Source organism: Howardella ureilytica (assembly GCF_054657495.1).
The window spans coordinates 18,547-38,127 of sequence record NZ_BAAHYP010000011.1 but is presented as its reverse complement, the minus strand read 5'-3'; the positions used below and the strand labels follow the sequence as shown (position 1 = coordinate 38,127).

The window sequence follows — 19,581 nt, the reverse complement described above, 5'->3', positions numbered from 1 at the left end:
TAAGATAAACACAATAGGGTCATTTAATAAAGACCTAAAAAAAGTACGAAATAAATAAAAGGGGTTCTTAATAATGAGTAAGACAGTTCAGGATATTTTAAATGAATTAGAAACAGAGGAAGTTGTTAAGGCTGTTCTCGGAGACAATGCATCAACGGAAGAGAAATCAGAAATCACAAAAGCTCTTTCAAGACTTAAAGATATGGATGTTTCGGACAATAAAGGCGGCGTTATGATCGGCGTTTGTCACAAAGACAACGGAACAGGTGAGAATAAGGTTCATTACTATACCGAAGAAATAAGAAATTTCGGTAAAAATGACGAATTTGAAACAGTTACATTTGAAGAAATAGATGAAAATGCGGGAATCTTCGCTAAGGAACTCCTCGAGAAGAACATTGTTCCGATATCTGACGCAATGGCATTCCAGAGTTGGGCCGATGTAATCGGTGCGAGTGTTGCCGACAGCAATGTTGAACAATACGGTAAGCTTCAGTTCATCGCTGACATTATCTCAGAGCTTACATTCCTTGGATATGATGAAGAAGCGCTTGAAGAAGTACGCGCGGGTCTTAAGGCTTTCTCTGATGATACAAAGAAGAACGGAAATAAAACTTTCGAAGAAATGAAGGCTACTCCGGAAGGCGCTCATCATCTTTTAAGCGGCGTCGGTCTTAATGATAAGAGTGAAGAGAAGGAACTTGCAAAGATTCAGGCTACAAAAGATGTATTAAAGGAAAAGATTACGGAATACAAATATATCTTAGATGTATTGGAGAATTTATAATCTTAATATATTCAGCAAAAAAAGCCGTAAATATTGATACAGTAAATATCAATATTTACGGCTTTTTTAATATGAAAACAACGACTGATTCCGTGTTTATTGTTTAACGAAATCCTTTATGATATATGCATCGTCATATCCCTTTTTATAGAACCTGTCAAAGTTCTCTTTGTTGCGTTTTATGGTATCTACACCGCATGTGTCATCGGGATATACTACCAACGCGGTGCCGTTTTTCTGACACTCAAGAGCATATTCTACACTTTCTATGTATTTTCCGGCTTTTTTTCTGAGGGCGTCGGCGGCTTCGGGAAATCTTTTTTCTATTTTTTTAGCCAGCTTAAGATCCGTTTCGGACACATCCTTACTTGCGCTCAGCGGCTTTGTGAGAATTACCACGACCTTATCACATCCCTTTTCGAAAGCCTTTCTGACAGGCACCGGATCCCCCAATGCACCGTCAAAGTAATATATTCCGCGAACGGCATGTGGCTTGCAGACATACGGAATGGAAGAAGAAGCCATGAAAATTTCATAATGATCCTTTGAGAGATAGGATTTATCAAAATACACGGCTTTACCGTTTTTGGCTCTTGTTCCTACAACCAACATTTCAGCCGGATTTTTCATAAGAGTTTCGTAATCAAGAGGGTATTCTCCTCCGGAATTGCTAAGCTTTCCGTATACGTATTTAAGATCGATAAAGCTCCTTTTAAATATAAAGTTGGCAAGACTCATATATGATTTTCTGAATGAGTATTCCGCGTAAAACATGTAATTTCGTCCTCTTTGATTGGCCATGTACGAAGCGACGTTTGCACTTCCCGCAGAGACGCCTATACACAGATCAAAGTGAATATCGTTATCCAAGCAATAGTCAAATACGCCTGCGGCATATATACCGCGAAGACCGCCTCCTACATCAACAACACCGATTTTCATTATAAATACCTCTGAATATTTTTAAGATCAAATTAAGCATATTATCAGAATAATATCACTTTTGAGGCATAAAAGTAACCATAAATTTTATTCACATTATGAATAATATGGTAGAATATAAACAATTAAAATTGAGCGGAAGGTAAAGATGAAAAAGTTTAATATAGGGGATATTGTAAAGGTTTCGATTAAGAAGACTGAAAAAGCGGGAGTAATACGAAACATCATAGGAGAATATATAAAAATAGTCTTATTGGATGAGAAGGACGGGGAATTATATACATTTAAAGAGGACAGACTGGAATATGTCGAACCCGTGGTCATAAAAAAAGATGATTTGAAATTATTTTGCAGATATGAAATATCATACGACGAACTTATGCAGGGGAAGCCGTATGCATATGCCATATTTGATGAGGATTATATACTTACCTCCGATGATATACTTGCAGCCGTTCGTAATTACCGTTTAAAAAACGAACATATTGATTCGTTCAGAGATAATTGGTTTGCCAAAATATATAACAATTTATATAACTTTGTGGGATTGGATAAGATTTTTGCAGTCAATATTAACGATGAAATCACGGACTTTCCGGAGGACAGGCATGTGGTTTCGGATTGTTTTTTTATAATGTCTCAAATATTTATAGAAAAAACAGATATTTTTAAATTGGATGACGTGATTAACGAAATAACCGTTTATACGGAAAACAGAAATAAGCCGATATTAGACAAGAAAATGACCACTCTTCAAGAGAGTTTTTTTATTATGTACTGGCTTGAAACAGGAAGGTTAAATAAAGCAGACGGAGATATTAAAAAGAAATTAAAAACCTATATTGACGAGAGGTGTCTTGAAAATGACGTCTATACATTGAGATATAAGGCGTTTGCCTGCTATAACAGAGGGAATCCTCTGTATGACACGGATTATCGCGCAGCCGAGAAATGTCTTGAAAGACTTATGGAGAAGGCTCCGGAACCCGTATATGCGGAAATGCTCGGCTGTATATATTATTTCGGAAAATGCAGCGGAGGAGTTCCGGATTATGATAAAGCATTTAAATGTTTTTCAATAGGATCGGATGCATTATTGCCCGAATCCACTTTCAGATTATCAGACATGTACTGTAACGGTCAGGGAGTATGGAAAGATGAAATACTCGGAACATCAGTGCTGAAAAGAATATATATAGAACTTCTTCACGATATAACGGAAGAGCATATTCATGAGGATTTTGCGGATATTGCCTACAGAATGGGAAATATCGCAAAATTCGGACTGGGAAGTACAGATGTTGATTTAAATCTTGCATATTTCTTTTACCTGCAGGCGAGATTTGCATTATGCAGCAGAGAAATAAATGATCCTGACAGTGCCAAATTATACAGTGATATTGAAATGGCGATGGGAGATATCAAACCTGTGATTGACCGTGGCGCCGACAGCGAAAGAATAAAACTGTCAAATGATTCTCCGGCATCGTCATTGGATGCCATTATTCACTTGGGACTGGACGACGGATACATCAAAATGAGATATGCTTATCCGGGTATGGATAACCTTAAGCTTAATCTGACATTTTACAAAGACAGAGCATGTACCGTAAGGAGAAAAATATTTGTGACAATTCCTCAATTTGATTATTGCGGATATGCCGACGGTTTTATTATAGAGGCAAAGAATGTTAAGATATTTGAGGACTATCAGACGGATGAAGAGGATGATGACGATACATCCGTTATTGAATTTTCGGATATAGAAAACGGCTTCTTTTTAATAGACGGGGTTGCGGTTGCAAGATTAGATGCAGATCTGTATCTTGTTAATACATTTAATAAAAAATAATATATGCTATAATCGTTTACAATAATCTTTTGCAATAAGGAGAAACACATGTCGGATGTAAGGGCAAGACTAAAAGATAAAAAGAGAATAGTGGTTAAGATAGGTTCATCGTCTCTTATGTATGCCGAAACAGGGCTGCTTAATATCGGTAAAGTCGAAAAGCTGGCGAGAATCCTTGCGGATCTCAGAAATGCGGGCAATGATGTATGCCTCGTATCGTCAGGTGCGATATCAACGGGTAAAAACTCATTGGGAATGAAAACGGATAACCATTCTTTAAGCTTTAAGCAGGCATGCGCCGCCATAGGCCAGGCAAAGCTTATTGCGCATTATCAGAGGTTTTTTGCGGAATACAGTATTAATACGGCCCAGGTTCTTCTTACGGAAATAATATTGGAAGATGAAGAATCCAGAATTAATGCCCTTAATACCTTTAATGAGCTTTTTAAGCTGGGAGCGGTACCGGTCGTTAATGAAAATGACTCAATTTCAACGGAAGAGATAAAACATGTACATACATTCGGTGACAACGACAGATTATCGGCCATAGTTGCAAAGCTGATAAAGGCCGATTTGCTGATTATTCTTTCTGACATAGACGGTATGTATACGGATGATCCGAGAAATAATCCAAGTGCCGAGCTTATGTATGAAATAAACGGTTTTTCAGACGAATTGGAAAGTATGGCGAAGGGAACGAAAGAAGGCGGTGTCGGCACCGGAGGAATGGAAACCAAACTTGCGGCCGCAAAGATTGCAACAGGTGAAGGGATAGATGTTGTCGTTCTGAACGGAAACAACCCATATAATATAAGAAGACTTATGGAGGGTGAGAGAATCGGCACATTATTTGTATCAAGGGATTGTGAATAATTGGATATAGTAGTTATTAAAAATTTAAATTCCGACAGATGTGAGAAAATTAACGATACCGCTCTCCTTAACATTATTGACGAAGAATATTCGTTTGCCGGTTTTTCGGAATTCAGAATGTATGTATATGATTATAAAAAAAATTACAGAATCGACGTGGCGGGAGAAATTGCAAAGCTTGATATTGCTGACATAGAATATGCGAAAAATGACAGAGACTATGTGGTTTATACAAGTGCGGTAAGTATCGGTTACAATAAATTACTTGTATATTTTTACAGTTATAATTATCTTGATAATTCAAACAGAGTCATTGCCGAATATAAGTTGGATATAAGCAAGGTCGACGGAAGAATGAAAGCATTTGTTTTAGATGAAAACAATATACTTATTCAAGAGAAGACATTTAACGAAGAAAAACCGTTTAAATTACATATTTACAGACAACTTTTGGACAAATCTATAAATGTCGATATTGACGTACTTTCAAAGTACGGGGTACAGAAGATTATTTCATATCACGGGAATAATTGTGTCATACAAATCGGAAGAGATTATTCAAATGTAACATACATAGGAACAATATTGATCAATAAATTTATTTCGGAAATTTCGGTAAATATCGGAACGGATTTGTATAATTCCGTGGAACAGTCATCAGAGGATACTTATATTGCCAATCTCGGCGTATGCGGTAAGTATATATATTATATGAAGATAAACGCGGAAGACGGAAGCGAACAGGTCATTGTATATGACAGCGACAATAACTCCAAACGTATAAGGATAAATTATAATATTAATGAGAAATCAAAGATAGAAAAGATTTTTTTGGTCGGAGGCGAGCCTATTGTTATTACCGACTCAAACGGTAAATATAAGGTGGTTAACCTGGGAACCCAGAGTGAAATAATGGAATTAATGAAGGGGGACGAAGTTCTGTATATTGACGATACATTTATCGTAATGAAAGAATATATCAGAAGATTCTTTTGGCAGAAATACAGTGAAGAGGTAACTGTTTACAGATATCCCGGGATTTATGACGATGATAAGCGCATATTGGTTGAAAACAGACGATTTTTAGACTGTATACAAAACAACGACGAACTTTTGATTCTTTTGGAGGGGGAACGGGATGGAGAACATAAAAGAACTGAAGAAGAATCTGAGAAAAAGCATTAATAAACTGCATCATGAAGTAAGCAGCGATGATTTAGCCGAATTTTCCCAAATCGCATCCGAAAAAATTATTAAGGACTGTAAAGAATATATTACGGCTGACACGGTTTATGCATTTGTTTCCTTCGGGAAGGAAATCGATACATCGCATATTATCAAAGATGCGTTGGACCGGGGGAAACGACTGCTGCTTCCGAGAGTGACAAAAGAAGGCATGGTATTTAAAGAAGTTGCGGATTTAAATAATCTTATAAGAAGTGACTACGGTATTTTAGAGCCTGCGGGGACTCTTCCGGATATATGGGAAGACGGATTCATGTTGGTTCCGGGAGTGGTATTCGGGAGAGATCTGTACAGAATAGGTCACGGAGCCGGTTATTATGATAAATTTCTTGCCGAAACGGAGAAGAATATTTATAAAGCCGGATTTTGTTATAATTTTCAGATTATTGATAAAGTTCCCGCGGAGGAACATGATATAAGAATAGACGCAATCTATTCAAACGGTGAGACAATTATATAACGGAATAGATCGATTATAAGAAAGGGGACATATGATTAGTGTTGCGGAACTCGGCGAAAAAGCCAAAAAAGTTTCAAGAAAACTTGCCAAGATGAAAAGCAGTGAAAAAAACAGAGCTTTGCACATTGTTGCCGATGCTCTCATACAGTCTGCAAATAATATACTGGCGGCCAATATGCTGGATGTGGAAAATGCCGTAAATAACGGTATGAGTAAAGCCATGCTTGACAGATTAACACTTACTCCGGAGAGAATAGAAGGGTTGGCCGACGGAGTAAGACAGGTTGCTTCTTTAAACGATCCGATCGGTGAAGTAACTCATATGTGGGAGAGGCCTAACGGAATTAAAATAGGGAAAATGAGAGTACCGATAGGAGTTGTCGGTATGATATATGAATCAAGACCTAATGTTACGTCAGATGCATTTGCAATATGTTTTAAATCCGGAAATGCCTGTATTTTGCGCGGAGGTTCTGACTGTATACATTCAAATACGGCAATAGCGGAGGCCATAAAGACGGCTCTTTCAAAGCATGGCTTTGATGACGACGCACTCCAGTTCATAAGCGATACGGACAGGAAATATGTAACCGAAATGCTTAATCTTACGGATTATATAGACCTGATTATACCGAGAGGAAGCGGCAGACTTATAAATTTTGTGGTAAAAAACGCCACTGTTCCGGTAATTGAGACCGGTACGGGAAACTGTCATATATTTGTGGACGAGTCTGCGGATACGGATATGGCCGTTAATATTATTGAAAATGCCAAAACACAGAGAATAGGAGTCTGCAATGCCGCAGAATCCCTTGTTGTACACAAAAATATCGCAAAAAAACTCATACCTGCTCTTGCGGACAGACTTGCGCCTTATAATGTTGAAATGCGTGGAGACGAGATCGCAAAAAGCATTGACGAAAGAGTGGTTTCGGCCTCGGAAGATGACTGGGGAAAGGAATATTTGGATTATATTATTTCAATTAAAGTCGTTGATGATTTGGACAGTGCGATTGAGCATATAAATACATATACAACGGGACATTCGGAATGCATAGTTACGAATAATTATTCCGATTCACAGAGATTTTTAAATGAAATAGATGCCGCATGCGTATATGTTAACGCATCTACCAGATTCAGCGACGGCATGGAATTCGGATTCGGTGCGGAAATCGGAATAAGTACACAGAAAATGCACGCAAGAGGTCCTATGGGTCTTGAGCAAATTACATCATATAAATATATAATTTACGGAAACGGACAGATAAGAAAATGAGCAAAGGAATAGACAATGTTCTGGAGATTCAGGAAAAATATATAGAAAAACTCAGAGATACGGTAAAAAAGCAGTCGGAGGAAAAAGGGAGACCGATGACTGCATGTGTCGTTACATTCGGATGCCAGATGAATGAGAGAGATTCCGAGAAATTAAAGGGGATTTTGAAGGCGGCAGGATATGAATTAACAGAATCCGAAAAAGCGGATGTGGTTCTGTATAACACATGTACCGTAAGAGAAAATGCGGATACGAGAGTTTTCGGGAGATTGGGATACCTGAGCACTTTGAAAAAGAAAAACGAAGATATGATTATCGGTCTTTGCGGATGTATGGGGCAGGAACCTCACATTGTTGAAAAGCTTAAGAAATCATATAAATTTGTAGATCTCATATTCGGTACATTTAATGTATATAAGCTTGCGGAGTTGTTATATGCTCACATTACTTCCGGAGACAGCATTATCGACGTATGGGAAGAAAGCGAAGAATTTGTTGAACTGCTCCCTACCGAGAGAAAATACGGTTTTAAATCAGGAGTTAACATTATGTACGGATGCGACAATTTTTGTACATATTGTATAGTTCCGTACGTAAGGGGAAGAGAAAAGAGCAGACCCGTAAAAGATATCGTGGAGGAAATAGAAGGACTGACGGATAACGGAGTTGTAGAGGTATGCCTGTTAGGTCAAAATGTTAATTCATACGGAAAGGGATTGGACGGAAATGTCACATTTGCGTCACTTCTTCGGGAAATTGAAAAAATAGAAGGTTTAAAGAGAATAAGATTTATGACGCCTCATCCCAAAGATCTCAGCGACGAAGTTATAGACGTAATGTCAAAATCAGAGAAAATATGCAGGCATATACATTTGCCTGCCCAGTCCGGAAGCAGTAATATTTTGAGAAAAATGAACAGAAATTATACAAGAGAAGATTATCTGTTATTGGTTGAAAAAATAAAAAAAGCAATGCCGGATATTGCAATTACAACAGACCTTATAGTCGGATTTCCGGGAGAAACAGAGGAGGATTTTGAAGATACTTTAAGTCTTGTTAAAGAAGTCGGATATTCTTCGGCGTTTACTTTCCAATATTCCAAGAGAACAGGTACTCCGGCAGCGACATTTGACGAACAGGTTCCGGAAGATGTTATTGCGGAAAGATTTAACAGGCTTCTTGATACGGTAAAGGAAAGTTCGGGATGTAATGATAATCTTACGGGCAGGACCATGGATGTGCTTGTGGAAGGTACAAATGACAAACTTGAAGGATACCTGTCCGGAAGACTGAGTAACAATATGCTTGTACACTTTAAAGGTGACAAGGATTTAATAGGCAAAATAACAGATGTACATATAGATGAATCTAAAGGCTTCTATTATTTTGGAACAATCGTATAACCGGAGGATGTTATGTTATCTCCAATGATGCAGCATTATGTCGATACAAAAGAGAAATATAAAGACTGTATATTGTTTTACAGGCTCGGTGACTTCTATGAAATGTTCTTTGATGACGCATTAATCGTATCAAAGGAATTAGAGTTAACGCTTACGGGAAGGGACTGCGGTTTGGAGGAAAGGGCACCAATGTGCGGCGTTCCGTATCATTCCGCGGAAAGTTATATTTCAAGGCTGGTAAAGAACGGGCACAAGGTTGCCGTATGCGAACAGCTGGAAGATCCGAAAAAGACGAAAGATATCGTTAAGAGAGACGTTATAAAGATTATTACGCCCGGAACTCTTGACGATACAGCCGTACTTGATGAAGGCAAAAATAACTATCTTATGTGTATAGCATATCTTGGGGATAAGTTCGGAATATCGTACATTGATTACACTACCGGGGAATTCTTCGTTACGGAAGTAAAAGAAGTTTCGGTTTTAATGGATGAAATTAACAGAATTGTTCCCGCAGAGCTCGTAACAAATGAATATTTTTTGATGAGCGGTGCGGATATCAGGGAGTTATCAATTAAGCTGAATATAGCTGTTTCAACTCTTGACAATTCATATTTTGACAGGGAATTGTCATATGAGTCCATAAAAAAACATACCGGAAGAGACAGAAACGACTCGTTGCTTAAAAGTTTGTCAATCGGCATAATTTCCGCCGGCGCAATACTCGGTTACATAGATGAAACACAAAAAATCGCATCTAAGCATATTCTGGAAATAATTCCGTACGATCCGAAGCAATATATGATTATTGACTCATCGACATGCAGGAACCTTGAGCTGGTTGAAACAATAAATGATAAATCGAGAAGAGGATCCCTTCTCGGTATATTGGATAAAAGCAATACGGCGATGGGAAAAAGGCTGCTCAGAAGTATGATAGAACAGCCTTTATGCAGTGTAAGAGGTATCAATGAAAGACTTGACGCTGTAGAGTCATTTGTGAAAAATCCCATAGACAGAGAAGAACTGAGAGAATATCTGGGTCAGGTATATGATATTGAAAGACTCTTGGGTAAGATATGTACCGGAAGCGCAATGCCGAAAGATCTTGTGAGTTTTAAAAAGTCGCTCAGTATAATACCGGCCATAAAACAGGTTATAGCAGGATATAATGATGTTCTTATTACCGAATGCTTTAATAATCTATATGACTGTTCGGACATAGAATCTCTCATTGACAATGCAATAGTTGACGATCCTCCTCTTGTTATCAGAGACGGCGGAATAATTAAAGACGGTTTTTCACATGAAATAGATGAATACAGAAGTGCAAAGACCAATGGAACGGAATGGCTAAACAGGCTGGAAGATGAAGAAAGAGAAAAAACGGGAATCAAGAATCTCAGAATCAGATTTAATAAAGTATTTGGATATTATCTTGAAGTAACAAATTCCTACAAGGATAAGGTTCCCGAGGACTGGATAAGAAAACAGACTCTTACAAATGCCGAAAGATATATAACTCCCGAACTAAAAAGACTTGAAGATATGATCCTCGGCGCGCAGGAAAAGATGTCTAACATTGAATATGAGACATTTGTGGAAGTGCGTGAAAAAATTGCGGGAGAAGCCGAACGGCTGAGGAAGATATCATACGGAATTGCAAGGCTTGACGTATATACGGGGCTTGCCAAAGTATCATCTCAGAATTCATATGTAAGGCCTCGTATAAATGCAAGCGGGGATCTTGTAATCAGGAACGGAAGACATCCCGTTATAGAAAATATGGTTCCGGAGAATACATTTGTTGCCAATGATACCGAACTTAACAATTCCAATGAGAGAATTGCACTTATTACGGGTCCGAACATGTCCGGAAAGTCAACATATATGCGTCAGACAGCGCTTATAACATTAATGGCTCACATGGGATGTTTCGTTCCCGCATCATCCGCAAATATATGTATAGTAGACAGAATATTTACAAGAGTCGGGGCAAGCGACGACCTGTCATCCGGGAAATCAACATTTATGGTGGAGATGAGCGAAGTTGCGACTATTTTAAATAATGCTACCAAAAAGAGTTTGCTTATCCTTGATGAAATAGGAAGGGGAACCGGAACGCTTGACGGTCTTTCGATTGCAAGAGCCGTTGTCGAATATATTGCGGATGAAAAGAGATGCGGAGCAAAGACATTATTCGCAACACACTATCATGAATTGGTAGAGCTTGAAGAAGAAATACCATGTCTTAAGAATCTCAGCATTGCCGTAAAAGAAAACGGTGATGATATTGTGTTTTTAAGGAAAATAGTAAGCGGAGGAGCGGATAAGAGTTACGGGATTCATGTTGCAAAGCTTGCGGGCGTGCCTAAAAATGTTATTGAGCGTGCGAAAATTTTGCTTGCGGAATATTCCAAAGACGAAAGGTTTGTCTATACGAGGGACCGGTCAACGGAATATGGCGATAAAGCCAGAACACAGCTGTCATTTTTTGATAACGACGGCGACAGAACCGAATGTTCTGAAAACACGGATAATTACGGCGTTTCCGAAGAATACCAAAACTTTATCGAAGATATAAAGAGTATTGACATTAATCATTTAACGCCTCTGGATGCGTTAAAAAAACTTATGGATCTTCAGGAAAGCGCTAAAGAATTAATTTAAGACTTTTAGTATTTATATTTAATACCCCTGCAGATGTTAAATCCGCAGGGGTATTACGGAAAGTTACGGGTGCGGTATGTCCATACATATTTTAGATTCTGATACAATTAATAAAATAGCTGCCGGTGAGGTTGTAGAGAGACCTCTGTCTGTTGTTAAGGAGTTGGTTGAGAATTCAATTGACGCAGGTGCATCATCAATAAGCATTGAAATTCAGGACGGCGGTAAGAAATTCATCCGCGTAACGGATAACGGAAGCGGAATAAGCAGAGATGACATAGAAAAGGTCTTTAAAAGACATGCAACAAGCAAGCTTATGTGTGCGGAAGATCTTTTCGACATTAACAGTTTAGGTTTCAGAGGCGAAGCCATGTCAAGCATAGCCTCTATTGCCAATGTAACGCTTAATACGAAAACGCCTGAGGACGAACTGGGAACATCATATTCGATTATTTCCGGAAATATCGAAAAGAAAGAAACGGGTTTATCAAACGGAACCAGCATCACCGTGGAAGATATATTTTATAACACACCCGCCAGGTATAAGTTCCTTAAAAATTCCGGAACAGAGGGCTCATATATAGTCGGATTTGTGGAAAGACAGGCTATGGTAAGACCTGACATTTCATTTAAGCTTACGGTTAACGGAAAAGTTAAGCTGCATACAAGCGGAAGCGGAGATCTGAAAGAAGTCATATACATGATTTACGGCAGAGAGATTGCGAATAATATAATAGAAGTAAGCTGCGAAGAAAAGGGAATAAGCTTTACGGGGTTTATCGGAAAACCAATGATAAGCAGGGGCAACAGAAGTTTTGAAAATTATTGGATAAACGGAAGACTGATATCAAACGATATAATAGGCAAATCCATTGAAGATGCTTATAAAGGTTATATTATGCCGCATAATTTCCCTTTTACGGCTGTTTCATTTAAAATAGACAACTCTTTAACGGATGTAAACGTACATCCGGCAAAAAAAGAATTAAGACTTTCCGATTCCGAAAGAATTTCCAATATAATTACAACGGTTTTTAAAAATGCAATCACAAAATCCAACATTATTCCCAATGTACATATAGAAAATAAAAAAGACTTTACGGAGGGAAACAATAACAACGAAATAAAACCGATTGACGGCGAGGGAACAAATCATTTTAATGGCGATAATACCGGTAATATACGGATATATAACGGAACAAGCGAAGGCAGACATGAAGAAAACAGAAATTTCGGAAGCACCGTCGGAGACTCTTCGGTAATATATGCAAAAACATCGGATATTGAAAAAATCGATCATAATAATGATGTAACTGTAAAATCCGATCAAAAGCCGGAACATGAAACAATCGTGAAAAGTGAAGTGAAAGAATATTCACACATCGGCGACTTTGTGTTTAACAAAGATGAAGTTCCGGAATTTCCGGAAAAGAACTTCATTCAGCAGGCAATGGAAAGCGTTGAAGAAAGCAGGCCCATAAAGGTTATAGGACAGCTGTTTAAGACATATTGGCTTATCGAGCATGAAAATACATTTTATATTATGGATCAGCATGCGGCTCATGAAAAGGTATTGTATGAGCGCCTGATGAAACAGATCGAATCAAGGGAAGTTGCAAGTCAGGGACTTCTTATGCCCTTTATTATAAATGTGGATCCGACGGTTGAATTAATGCTGGAAGATGAAACAATAACAGACGGATTTAACAGCATAGGATATGAAATAGAATTGTTCGGACAGTCGAGCATAAGAGTGCTTTCCGTTCCGGCCGTCCTTCCGAAGGCCGACTATAAGCAAATGATAATCGACATGCTTGATTCTCTTTCGGAAAACGGATGGGATATGACGCCTGCCCTGTTAATGGAAAAGCTGGCGTCCATGTCCTGTAAGGCGGCCATAAAAGGGAATGATGCCATAAGCTTCAGAGAGGCGGAAGAACTAATCAATGAGCTTATGAGGGCCGACAACCCATATAACTGTCCGCACGGAAGACCTACTCTGATTTCAATGAGTAAGTATGAAATTGAAAAAAAATTCAAAAGGATTGTTTAGTTTTATGATGGGTAAAAAGGATAATATGGTTGTGATCGCCGGACCTACGGCAGTCGGAAAGAGTGCGCTCGGAATTGAACTGGCAAAGAAATTAAACGGCGAAATCATAAGCGCCGACTCAATGCAGATTTACAGAGAAATGGACGTGGGTACCGCAAAGGTAACCGCAGAAGAGATGCAGGGAATAAAGCATCATTTAATAGACATAGTCGAGCCCGATGTTAACTTCAACGTAAATGATTATAAAAAAAAAGCTGACGAAGTAATTGAAGATATTTTAAGCAGAGGTAAATTACCGATTATGGTAGGCGGCACCGGCTTCTATATACAGGCCGTACTAAAGGATGTGGATTTTACCGAAGAAAAAACGGACAGTCTGCTCAGAGAATATTTCGATAAGAAATCTTCCACGGAAGACGGGAGAGATGAGTTATATAACAGACTTATTATAATAGACAAGGATTATGCGGATACGGTTCACAAAAACAATATTAAAAGGGTGATTCGGGCTCTGGAATATAATTATCTCACCGGGGAAAAGATGTCAGTTCACAATAAAAGAGAAGAAAAAAGAGAATATAAATATAATGCGGCATGTATATTCTTAAATGATGACAGGTCGAAATTGTATGAACGGATAGACAAAAGAGTAGACAAAATGGTTGAAAACGGCCTGTTTGAAGAAGTAAAATCCATACTTGACAAAGGAATTCCGAGAAACTGTACGGCTCTTCAAGCTATCGGATACAAAGAAGCAGTAAGTTATTACGATAATGTATCGGACCTAAACAGAACCACAGAACTCATAAAACAGAATACAAGGCATTATGCAAAGAGGCAAATTACATGGTTTAAAAGGGAGAAGGATTTTGAGGAAATCAATATATCCGACCTGAATTATGACAGAGATAAAATTACGGACGCGGCCATGGAGATAATAAACAGAAAATGTGAGGGTATGTAAATGTCGAATGAAACATTAACTTTAAAAGAGAAAATACAGAATAATTACGGCGAGCTTTTCGGTATCGACAGCGATGTACTTTCATTCTGTAACGAAATATCTTCGGGACTTGAAGAAAGATTTAAAGACATTGATACCGTTGCGGAATATAATCAGATGAAAGTGTTAAAAGCGATGCAGAAAAACAATACTGCTGAAATGCATTTACACGGAAGCACGGGATACGGATATGACGATGAGGGAAGAGACAATCTGGAAAGAATATATGCGGATATTTTCCATACGGAAGATGCTCTCGTAAGACCTCAGATTGCATGCGGAACACATGCGTTAAATATTGCGCTGTCGGGGAATTTAAGACCAGGAGATGAATTACTCTCCCCGGTGGGAAAGCCGTATGATACGATGGATGAAATAATAGGAATAAGACAATCAAAGGGAAGTCTTGCGGAATACGGAGTAACATACAGACAGGTTGATTTGCTTTCGGACGGAACTTTTGATTATGAAAATATCAGAAAAGCCATTAATGAAAAGACGAAACTTGTGACAATACAGCGCTCAAAAGGATATGACAGCAGACCGAGCTTTACGGTAAAGCAAATCGGTGAACTTATAAGTTTTATTAAAGGGATAAAGCCCGAAGTAATATGCATGGTCGATAACTGTTACGGAGAATTTGTCGAAACGATTGAGCCTTCCGATGTGGGCGCCGATATGGTTGTAGGTTCTCTTATTAAGAATCCGGGAGGAGGCCTTGCGCCTTGCGGAGGATATATTGCCGGAACCGCAGAATGTGTTGAAAACGCCGCATACAGACTCTCAAGTCCCGGACTCGGCAAGGAAGTGGGAGCTACACTCAGTGTAAACGACAGACTGTATCAGGGTTTGTTTTTGGCTCCGACCGTTGTTGCGTCCGCACTTAAAGCTGCAATATTTGCGGCAAACATATATGAAAAGTTAGGTTTTAAATCAATCCCTGACGGAACGGAACCCAGAGCAGATATTATACAGGCGGTTGAACTCGGAAGTCCCGAGAGATTATTGGCGTTTTGCGCAGGTATTCAGGCGGCGGCTCCCATAGACAGCTTTGTTACTCCGGTAGCATCGGATATGCCGGGATATGACAGTCAGGTGGTCATGGCCGCCGGAGCCTTTGTTCAGGGTTCATCGATTGAACTGTCTGCGGACGGACCATTGAGAGAGCCGTTTACCGCATATTTCCAGGGCGGACTTACATGGCCGCACGCAAAGCTGGGAATCATAAAGAGTCTCCAGACTCTTGTGGACAGGAACCTTGTTGAATTGGACGGTAATTTATAATAAATAAAATTGCAACTTTTTATTTATTTCTTAATATATTTTATGCTACAATTATTCGCGTCAAAGTAATACATATTCATGTAAGGGAGTTATAAGATGGAAAAGATCTACGAAGGAAAAACAAAAGATGTCTACAAACTTGATAACGGCAATATTTTATTAAAGTTTAAAGATGATGTTACAGGTAAAGACGGAGTGTTCGATCCGGGTGAGAACGCCGTAGGACTCACAATTGACGGTATCGGAAAGGCTAACCTTGAAACATCTGTCCTCTTCTTCAACTTATTAAAAGAAGCAGGTATAAAGACACATTATGTTAGCGCAGATGTAGAAAATGCCACAATGGAGGTTCTTCCTGCAAAACCTTTCGGACACGGTCTTGAAGTTATCTGCCGCTACGTTGCAACAGGCAGTTTTGTAAGAAGATACGGTGAATACATTGAAGACGGCACCCCTATTGAAGGCGGATATGTTGAGTGTACGTTCAAGAATGATGCATTAGGCGATCCTCTTGTAACTAAGGAAGGTCTTGTTGCCCTTGGAATTATGACTCCGGAAATGTTTGAAAGTCTTAAAGAGCAGACTTTAAATATTACAAAGGTTGTTGCCGGTGAGCTTAAGAAGCACGGTCTCGATCTTTGGGACATCAAGTATGAATTCGGATATAACAACGATGAAGTAATTCTCATTGATGAAATTTCATCCGGAAATATGCGTGCATACAAGGACGGAAAAAGAGTTGATCCTGTTGAATTAACAAAATTAATTTTAGATAAATAACGACAATTTATATATTTTTACGATATAAGTCACTTGTAAAAATAAGTTTCACATCATGTTAAACATGGGTGGAACTTATTTTGTTACAAATGACTTTTATGATATACAGCCTATCATGATTTATTTGTGGTAGGTACTTGTATAATGTAGTATATGATACATTGAAAAGCTATTTTGTCGGCTGTTATACTAAACAACTTGTTTGTTGCATGGAATGGAGAATGATAATTGGATAAAATTGCGGTTTTAATACCATGTTACAATGAATCTCTTACGATAAAAAAAGTAATTGAAGATTGGAAATCCGCTTTGCCTGAAGCAAAGATATATGTATATGATAATAATTCTACTGATAATACTGCAGAAATAGCAATGAATGCAGGTGCTACTGTTAAGTATGAATATCAACAGGGAAAAGGTAATGTTATCAGACGTATGTTTCGTGAAATTGATGCCGAAAGTTATATTATGATTGACGGTGACGATACATATCCTGCGGAACACGGACGCGAAATGGTAGAGCTTGTGCTTAACAAAAATGTGGATATGGTAGTAGGTGACAGATTATCTTCAACTTATTTTGAAGAAAACAAAAGACCATTTCATAACTTTGGGAACGAAATTGTTCGTAAGTCTATAAATAGAATGTTTAAAAGCAACATAAAGGATATTATGACGGGCTTTAGGGCTTTTAGCTACAACTTTGTAAAGACATTTCCTGTGTTATCAAAGGGATTTGAAATAGAAACGGAAATGTCAATTCATGCTGTGGATAAGAATATGTATGTTGAAAATGTTATTGTGGATTATAGAGACAGACCGAATGGAAGTGAATCAAAGCTCAATACCTTCAGTGATGGAATAAAGGTTTTGAAAACAATTGGAAGGTTATACAGAGATTATAGGCCATTGGGATTTTATTCATTTCTTGCAGTAATTTTAGCAATTATAAGTACGATATTTTTAATTCCGATACTGATAACTTATGTAAAAACAGGCCTAGTACCGGAATTTCCTACACTTATTGTTTGCGGTTTTGTTTATTTAGCAGCCTTGCTCTCATTTTTCTGTGGGATGATTCTTGCATCTATACAATTAAGAAATAGGCAGGAATTTGAGATGGAATTGATAAAATGTGAGGAAAGAAAGAAACGGAAAATACAAAGTAAATAATGCATAATAAATAAAGATTCTTTTTTATTAACATAGCCGAGGATAAAATATGATTAGTTTATTAAGAAAAAATAATATAAATGTATTTGAGATAATTGTGGCATTATTGCTTGGCTTCGCATTTGCTGCTGCTCCTCACTACATCAATAAAGGAGAATGCTACTTTACCATTGGATATTTTATAGTATCCATTTTTCTCGGTATCATATTTATAGTATCAGCTTCCATAATACGAGTACTGATAAAAAGTAATATAAGTAAGAGCTATGAAAATAGGTTTGTATCATTTATTTATAGAATTATTTGGGAAAGAAACCATCCGCTTTTAATTCTTACGATAATCATATTTTTATTACAACTACCTTTATTAATATTGCTTTATCCAGGAACTTTGATTAATGACTCCTGGTGGCAACTGAATATGTATCAAGAATTTATCAATACAGGAAAAGGTTTGTCAGATCATCATCCGATTATTGATACATTTATTCTTGGAATAATAATATTTCCTCTAACAAAATTATTTGCTAATGTACAGGTGGCATTTTTTATATATGTATTAATACAGTCTTTATGCACATCTTTTGCCTTTGCATTTACGCTTCATTATGCTGATAAGAAATTAAATATAAGAAAAGGTGCTCTCATATTCTTTTTGTTAATGTATATATTTCTCCCTTTGTATACTATGAGTGTACAAACGATTTCAAAGGATGCCTTTTTTTCATGGATATTTATTATTTGGCTTACTTTATTTGTTGAAATTATACGAAGTAAGGGTGATAGCCTTAATTCAAAAAGTGGATTTATATATTTTATATTGATTTCTCTAAGTTGCTGTGTGACAAAGAAGGTAAGTGTATATATATTGACACTCTCGATTGTGATGGTAATAATTTTTTTAAGGAAAAAATTTATTAAATTATTATCTGTATTAGCAATTATACTTGCGGTAATGTTTATTATAATGCCATTATCATTTAAAGCTATGAATATAACTAAGGGCGGTAAGCAAGAGATGCTATCCATGCCATTTCAGATGACAGCAAGGTATGTAACTTATTATAAAGATGAGATGCCTAATGATGAATTAGAAGTAATCGATAAAGTCATAGGATTAGATAATATAGAAGAAAGATACGATCCGTTAAATGCAGATCCTATTAAGGGATTCGGTCAAAGAGCTGATGGAGAATATTATGACAAATATATAAAGGTGTGGTTTAAGGAAGGTAAAAATCATCCGAAAGTATATTTTGAATCTGCATTTGCAATGATGTCGGGATGGTTTTCTCTTTATCCCGCAACGCCATTGCTTAATATGAATCACCATACATCACTTAGGAATTTATTTGATGAGGATGTTACACGCAGGCATGGTTTTTTTGAGAGCACTGCGGAGATGGTACAAAACATTATGGATACATGGGGCAAGATACCAGTGCTAAACTTTTTCATATCATATGGACTATATGCCATATTAATTCCTTCTTTTGCTGTATGTACACTCTTTAATTCAAAAGAAAAAAGAAAAAACAAGTATTGGTTAGTAGCCGTACCTATAGCTTTATCTGTAATTATAGGATTGTTTTTAGCTCCTTTATCAATGCATATAGAAGGAAAAAGATATTTATATCCTCTCACATACTCAGCCCCATTAATTTTGATGTGGCTGATGTATACGGCAGGATTTAAAAATAAAGACAAAGATACTTATGAAGTAAATGACAGCTATAATAATCATCATGAATAAAAAATAATTATGATTTAAACACAT

15 protein-coding genes are annotated in these 19,581 nt (G+C 37.5%); 14 read left to right on the top strand and 1 reads right to left on the bottom strand.

Features of this window, described 5'->3' with window-relative positions:
• Positions 1 to 73 precede the first annotated feature (73 nt).
• Positions 74 to 787, top strand: a complete 714-nt coding sequence (locus ACYQ1N_RS06205; protein ID WP_459834010.1) for a DUF6557 family protein — start codon at positions 74 to 76, stop codon at positions 785 to 787.
• Between the two features lie 96 nt (positions 788 to 883).
• On the opposite strand, the gene ACYQ1N_RS06200 is transcribed toward ACYQ1N_RS06205, so the two are convergent.
• Positions 884 to 1,729 (bottom strand): patatin-like phospholipase family protein, encoded by an 846-nt coding sequence (locus tag ACYQ1N_RS06200; protein ID WP_459834008.1) that lies wholly within the window; start codon positions 1,727 to 1,729, stop codon positions 884 to 886.
• Positions 1,730 to 1,877: 148 nt separating this feature from the next.
• On the opposite strand from ACYQ1N_RS06200, the gene ACYQ1N_RS06195 reads away from it, so the two are divergent.
• The 13 genes from ACYQ1N_RS06195 to ACYQ1N_RS06135 all read left to right on the top strand — a co-directional run bounded on the left by ACYQ1N_RS06195 (position 1,878) and on the right by ACYQ1N_RS06135 (position 19,557).
• Positions 1,878 to 3,581 (top strand): tetratricopeptide repeat protein, encoded by a 1,704-nt coding sequence (locus ACYQ1N_RS06195; RefSeq protein WP_459834006.1) that lies wholly within the window; start codon positions 1,878 to 1,880, stop codon positions 3,579 to 3,581.
• A 48-nt stretch (positions 3,582 to 3,629) separates the two neighbouring features.
• The gene (proB, locus tag ACYQ1N_RS06190) at positions 3,630 to 4,454 is read left to right on the top strand and encodes a glutamate 5-kinase (RefSeq protein WP_459834004.1); all 825 of its coding nucleotides are present in this window, start codon (positions 3,630 to 3,632) and stop codon (positions 4,452 to 4,454) included.
• Entirely contained in the window at positions 4,455 to 5,639 is a 1,185-nt protein-coding gene (locus ACYQ1N_RS06185) for a hypothetical protein (RefSeq protein ID WP_459834002.1), read from the top strand.
• Complete coding sequence (locus ACYQ1N_RS06180; RefSeq protein ID WP_459834000.1) at positions 5,593 to 6,159, top strand: 5-formyltetrahydrofolate cyclo-ligase; 567 nt, start codon at positions 5,593 to 5,595, stop codon at positions 6,157 to 6,159. Before ACYQ1N_RS06185 ends, ACYQ1N_RS06180 begins: the two co-directional genes overlap by 47 nt.
• Positions 6,160 to 6,190: 31 nt before the next feature.
• Positions 6,191 to 7,438, top strand: coding sequence for a glutamate-5-semialdehyde dehydrogenase (locus tag ACYQ1N_RS06175; protein ID WP_459833998.1), 1,248 nt, complete (start codon positions 6,191 to 6,193; stop codon positions 7,436 to 7,438).
• The gene (gene miaB, locus ACYQ1N_RS06170; RefSeq protein WP_459833996.1) at positions 7,435 to 8,841 is read left to right on the top strand and encodes a tRNA (N6-isopentenyl adenosine(37)-C2)-methylthiotransferase MiaB; all 1,407 of its coding nucleotides are present in this window, start codon (positions 7,435 to 7,437) and stop codon (positions 8,839 to 8,841) included. Before ACYQ1N_RS06175 ends, miaB begins: the two co-directional genes overlap by 4 nt.
• A 12-nt stretch (positions 8,842 to 8,853) precedes the next feature.
• Positions 8,854 to 11,511, top strand: a complete 2,658-nt coding sequence (mutS, locus tag ACYQ1N_RS06165; RefSeq protein ID WP_459833994.1) for a DNA mismatch repair protein MutS — start codon at positions 8,854 to 8,856, stop codon at positions 11,509 to 11,511.
• A 76-nt stretch (positions 11,512 to 11,587) separates the two neighbouring features.
• Positions 11,588 to 13,564: a DNA mismatch repair endonuclease MutL gene (mutL, locus tag ACYQ1N_RS06160; protein ID WP_459833992.1), complete on the top strand. Its 1,977-nt coding sequence runs from the start codon at positions 11,588 to 11,590 to the stop codon at positions 13,562 to 13,564.
• Positions 13,530 to 14,528, top strand: a complete 999-nt coding sequence (gene miaA / locus ACYQ1N_RS06155; RefSeq protein ID WP_459833990.1) for a tRNA (adenosine(37)-N6)-dimethylallyltransferase MiaA — start codon at positions 13,530 to 13,532, stop codon at positions 14,526 to 14,528. The genes mutL and miaA overlap by 35 nt, the downstream gene beginning before the upstream one ends.
• On the top strand, positions 14,529 to 15,851 hold the full coding sequence (locus tag ACYQ1N_RS06150) for a methionine gamma-lyase family protein (RefSeq protein WP_459833988.1): 1,323 nt from the start codon (positions 14,529 to 14,531) through the stop codon (positions 15,849 to 15,851).
• Positions 15,852 to 15,947: 96 nt separating this feature from the next.
• Positions 15,948 to 16,631 carry a phosphoribosylaminoimidazolesuccinocarboxamide synthase gene (locus ACYQ1N_RS06145; RefSeq protein ID WP_459833986.1) on the top strand — a complete coding sequence of 228 codons (684 nt, stop codon included), beginning with the start codon at positions 15,948 to 15,950 and terminating at the stop codon, positions 16,629 to 16,631.
• A gap of 228 nt (positions 16,632 to 16,859) precedes the next feature.
• Positions 16,860 to 17,804 (top strand): glycosyltransferase family 2 protein, encoded by a 945-nt coding sequence (locus ACYQ1N_RS06140; protein ID WP_459833984.1) that lies wholly within the window; start codon positions 16,860 to 16,862, stop codon positions 17,802 to 17,804.
• A 49-nt stretch (positions 17,805 to 17,853) separates the two neighbouring features.
• Entirely contained in the window at positions 17,854 to 19,557 is a 1,704-nt protein-coding gene (locus tag ACYQ1N_RS06135; protein ID WP_459833982.1) for a DUF6020 family protein, read from the top strand.
• The last annotated feature ends 24 nt before the right edge of the window (positions 19,558 to 19,581 follow it).

Excerpts from the sequence above, each read along its gene's own strand:
- ACYQ1N_RS06205 (WP_459834010.1), top strand. The coding sequence starts at position 74 with ATGAGTAAGACAGTTCAGGATATTTTAAATGAATTAGAAACAGAGGAA.
- ACYQ1N_RS06200 (WP_459834008.1), bottom strand. The coding sequence starts at position 1,729 with ATGAAAATCGGTGTTGTTGATGTAGGAGGCGGTCTTCGCGGTATATAT.
- ACYQ1N_RS06195 (WP_459834006.1), top strand. The coding sequence starts at position 1,878 with ATGAAAAAGTTTAATATAGGGGATATTGTAAAGGTTTCGATTAAGAAG.
- proB (WP_459834004.1), top strand. The coding sequence starts at position 3,630 with ATGTCGGATGTAAGGGCAAGACTAAAAGATAAAAAGAGAATAGTGGTT.
- ACYQ1N_RS06180 (WP_459834000.1), top strand. The coding sequence starts at position 5,593 with ATGGAGAACATAAAAGAACTGAAGAAGAATCTGAGAAAAAGCATTAAT.
- ACYQ1N_RS06175 (WP_459833998.1), top strand. The coding sequence starts at position 6,191 with ATGATTAGTGTTGCGGAACTCGGCGAAAAAGCCAAAAAAGTTTCAAGA.
- miaB (WP_459833996.1), top strand. The coding sequence starts at position 7,435 with ATGAGCAAAGGAATAGACAATGTTCTGGAGATTCAGGAAAAATATATA.
- mutS (WP_459833994.1), top strand. The coding sequence starts at position 8,854 with ATGTTATCTCCAATGATGCAGCATTATGTCGATACAAAAGAGAAATAT.
- mutL (WP_459833992.1), top strand. The coding sequence starts at position 11,588 with ATGTCCATACATATTTTAGATTCTGATACAATTAATAAAATAGCTGCC.
- miaA (WP_459833990.1), top strand. The coding sequence starts at position 13,530 with ATGAAATTGAAAAAAAATTCAAAAGGATTGTTTAGTTTTATGATGGGT.
- ACYQ1N_RS06150 (WP_459833988.1), top strand. The coding sequence starts at position 14,529 with ATGTCGAATGAAACATTAACTTTAAAAGAGAAAATACAGAATAATTAC.
- ACYQ1N_RS06145 (WP_459833986.1), top strand. The coding sequence starts at position 15,948 with ATGGAAAAGATCTACGAAGGAAAAACAAAAGATGTCTACAAACTTGAT.
- ACYQ1N_RS06135 (WP_459833982.1), top strand. The coding sequence starts at position 17,854 with ATGATTAGTTTATTAAGAAAAAATAATATAAATGTATTTGAGATAATT.